We start from the raw sequence: 3788 nt of genomic DNA, 5'->3' as shown, positions 1-3788 counted from the left end.
GACTGGCGATTGGGACTAAGTCGTAACAAGGTAGCCGTACCGGAAGGTGCGGCTGGATCACCTCCTTTCTAAGGAGCTCATCTCCACCAGGCCCCACATACTGGGGGTTGCTGACCTTCGGGTTGGTGCTGGTGGCAGAGGCCATGCCCAGGCCGTACGTGTCTGGGGTGGTTGCTCATGGGTGGAACATTGACGAAGAGTCTCCCTGTTCGGGGTGGCTGCTAGTACGCCTGGTGCGTCCTTCTTCGGGAGGGTGGCACGGGTTGGAACGTGGCCAGTCGGGGTGGTGGGGGTTCGCCAAGCACACTGTTGGGTCCTGAGGCAACCGGCCGGCCTGCTCCTCATGAGTGTTGTGAGCGAGTGGGTGGTTGAGTGTTTCTGGTTCGAGTACGGGTCACGAGGTTCGTGTCATACCCGCCAGCTTGCTGGTAGTGGTGTCGCGAGGTTGCCTGGTGGGTTCGTCCGTTGCTTGAGAACTGCATAGTGGACGCGAGCATCTTTGAAATTTTCCAAGATTGCGATCGTGAAACTGTTGGGCCATGAGCCTTCGGGTTTGTGGTTCCTTGTTTTGTGGTCATCTTGGTTTCTGTGATTGTAGTGTTGCTGAAGTTTTTTAGGGCACATTGGTGGATGCCTTGGCACTAGGAGCCGAAGAAGGACGTTGTAGCCTGCGATAATCCTCGGGGAGTTGGCAGACGAGCTGTGATCCGAGGGTCTCCGAATGGGGGAACCCAGCCGAAGTCATGTTCGGTTACCCGCGCCTGAATGTATAGGGCGTGTGGAGGGAACGTCGGGAAGTGAAACATCTCAGTACCGACAGGAAGAGATATTCCGTGAGTAGTGGCGAGCGAAAGCGGATGAGGCCAAACCGTATGCGTGTCAAGCTGTCAGGCGTTGCGTGTGCGGGGTTGTGGGACCTTCTGGAAGAATCTGACAGTTCTTCAGCCAGTAAGAAAGCCGTGTCATAGTCGAACCGGGTTGAATACCGGACCGTAGTGGGTGGGAGTCCCGTAGACGAAATGGTGCGGCCTGGTTGAGGGGATCCCAAGTAGCACGGGGCCCGTGAAATCTCGTGTGAATCTGGCAAGACCACTTGCTAAGCCTAAATACTACCTAGTGACCGATAGCGGACAAGTACCGTGAGGGAAAGGTGAAAAGTACCCCGGGAGGGGAGTGAAATAGTACCTGAAACCGTGTGCCTACAATCCGTCGGAGCCTCCCTAGTAGGGGTGACGGCGTGCCTTTTGAAGAATGAGCCTGCGAGTTAGTGCTCGGTGGCGAGGTTAACCCGTGTGGGGTATCCGTAGCGAAAGCGAGTCCGAATAGGGCGAATGAGTCGCCGGGTCTAGACCCGAAGCGAAGTGATCTAGCCATGGGCAGGTTGAAGCGCCGGTAAGACGGCGTGGAGGACCGAACCCACCAGGGTTGAAAACCTGGGGGATGACCTGTGGTTAGGGGTGAAAGGCCAATCAAACTTCGTGATAGCTGGTTCTCCCCGAAATGCATTTAGGTGCAGCGTCGCGTGTTTCTTACCGGAGGTAGAGCTACTGGATGGCTAATGGGCCTCACCAGGTTACTGACGTCAGCCAAACTCCGAATGCCGGTAAGTGCAAGCGCGGCAGTGAGACTGCGGGGGATAAGCTCCGTGGTCGAGAGGGAAACAGCCCAGATCACCGGCTAAGGCCCCTAAGCGTGTGCTCAGTGGGAAAGGATGTGGAGTTGCCCAGACAACCAGGAGGTTGGCTTAGAAGCAGCCACCCTTGAAAGAGTGCGTAATAGCTCACTGGTCAAGTGATTCCGCGCCGACAATGTAGCGGGGCTCAAGCACACCGCCGAAGCCGTGGCACTCATACGTTAGCCCAGCACCAGACTTGTTCTGTGTGTTCAGGTGTGTGGGTGGGTAGGGGAGCGTCGTGTGGGCAGTGAAGTCGCGGAGTGATCCAGCGGTGGAGCCTACACGAGTGAGAATGCAGGCATGAGTAGCGAATGACGGGTGTGAATCCCGTCCGCCGAATGACCAAGGGTTCCAGGGCCAGGTTCATCCGCCCTGGGTAAGTCGGGACCTAAGGCGAGGCCGACAGGCGTAGTCGATGGACAAGGAGTTGATATTCTCCTACCGGCGAAGTACCGCCCATACCGAGCCCGGTGATACTAACCACCCCGAGCTCACACCGTTGCCTTCGGGTGACATCGTGAGTAAGGCGTGGGACCTGATCCGGTAGTAGGTAAGCGTATTAACAGGGGTGACGCAGGAAGGTAGCCAGGCGTGGCGATGGTTGTCCACGTCCAAGGTTGTAGCCCGTCCCATAGGCAAATCCGTGGGGCACAAGGGTGAGAGCTGATAGTGACCGCGTATGCGGGAATCTGGTGATCCTATGCTGCCTAGAAAAGCCTCGACGCGAGGGACTAGCCGCCCGTACCCTAAACCGACTCAGGTGGTCAGGTAGAGAATACTAAGGCGATCGAGAGAATCGTGGTTAAGGAACTCGGCAAAATGCCCCCGTAACTTCGGGAGAAGGGGGGCCTGAACCGTTAACCCACTTGCTGGGGGACGCGGGGAGGGCCGCAGAGACCAGGGAGAAGCGACTGTTTACTAAAAACACAGGTCCGTGCGAAGTCGCAAGACGATGTATACGGACTGACGCCTGCCCGGTGCTGGAAGGTTAAGAGGACGGGTCAGCCTTCGGGCGAAGCCCAGAATTTAAGCCCCAGTAAACGGCGGTGGTAACTATAACCATCCTAAGGTAGCGAAATTCCTTGTCGGGTAAGTTCCGACCTGCACGAATGGCGTAACGACTTCTCCGCTGTCTCAACCGCGAACTCGGCGAAATTGCACTACGAGTAAAGATGCTCGTTACGCGCAGCAGGACGGAAAGACCCCGGGACCTTTACTATAGCTTGGTATTGGTGTTCGGTGCGGTTTGTGTAGGATAGGTGGGAGACTGTGAAGCCAGGGCGCCAGCTCGGGTGGAGTCACTGTTGAAATACCACTCTGATCGCTTCGGATGTCTAACCTCGGTCCGTGATCCGGATCAGGGACAGTGCCTGGTGGGTAGTTTAACTGGGGCGGTTGCCTCCTAAAATGTAACGGAGGCGCTCAAAGGTTCCCTCAGCCTGGTTGGCAATCAGGTATCGAGTGCAAGTGCACAAGGGAGCTTGACTGTGAGACCGACAGGTCGAGCAGGGACGAAAGTCGGAACTAGTGATCCGGCGGTGGCTTGTGGAAGCGCCGTCGCTCAACGGATAAAAGGTACCCCGGGGATAACAGGCTGATCTTGCCCAAGAGTCCATATCGACGGCATGGTTTGGCACCTCGATGTCGGCTCGTCGCATCCTGGGGCTGGAGTAGGTCCCAAGGGTTGGGCTGTTCGCCCATTAAAGCGGTACGCGAGCTGGGTTTAGAACGTCGTGAGACAGTTCGGTCCCTATCCGCTGCGCGCGCAGGAAACTTGAGAAGGGCTGTCCCTAGTACGAGAGGACCGGGACGGACGAACCTCTGGTGTGCCAGTTGTTCCGCCAGGAGCACGGCTGGTTGGCTACGTTCGGAAGGGATAACCGCTGAAAGCATCTAAGCGGGAAGCCTGCTTCGAGATGAGGTTTCCATACACCCTTGTGGTGTGAGAGGCACCCAGCAGACCACTGGGTTGATAGGCCGGATGTGGAAGACAGGACTAACGACTGTCGGAGCTGACCGGTACTAACTGCCGATAACTTCACAACATAACAACACATCTAATAAGTTCTCTTTGATTGTTACGCGTCCACTATGCGGTTCCCGAGTCACGGGC

2 rRNA genes (1 of these 2 running past the window's edge) are annotated in these 3788 nt (G+C 56.7%); both read left to right on the top strand.

The features are described 5' to 3' along the window. Positions 1-68 (top strand): 16S ribosomal RNA (locus LUM46_RS26550); it begins 1481 nt to the left of the window's first position. A gap of 533 nt (positions 69-601) precedes the next feature. Then, positions 602-3720 (top strand): 23S ribosomal RNA (locus LUM46_RS26545). Together the 16S and 23S rRNA genes form the textbook arrangement of a ribosomal RNA operon. Positions 3721-3788 lie beyond the last annotated feature (68 nt).

The organism is Promicromonospora iranensis (assembly GCF_028994805.1).
Taxonomy (GTDB): Bacteria; Actinomycetota; Actinomycetes; order Actinomycetales; family Cellulomonadaceae; genus Promicromonospora; species Promicromonospora iranensis.
The sequence above is the reverse complement of the archived record's forward strand: the minus strand, read 5'-3'. Positions and strand labels throughout refer to the sequence as shown.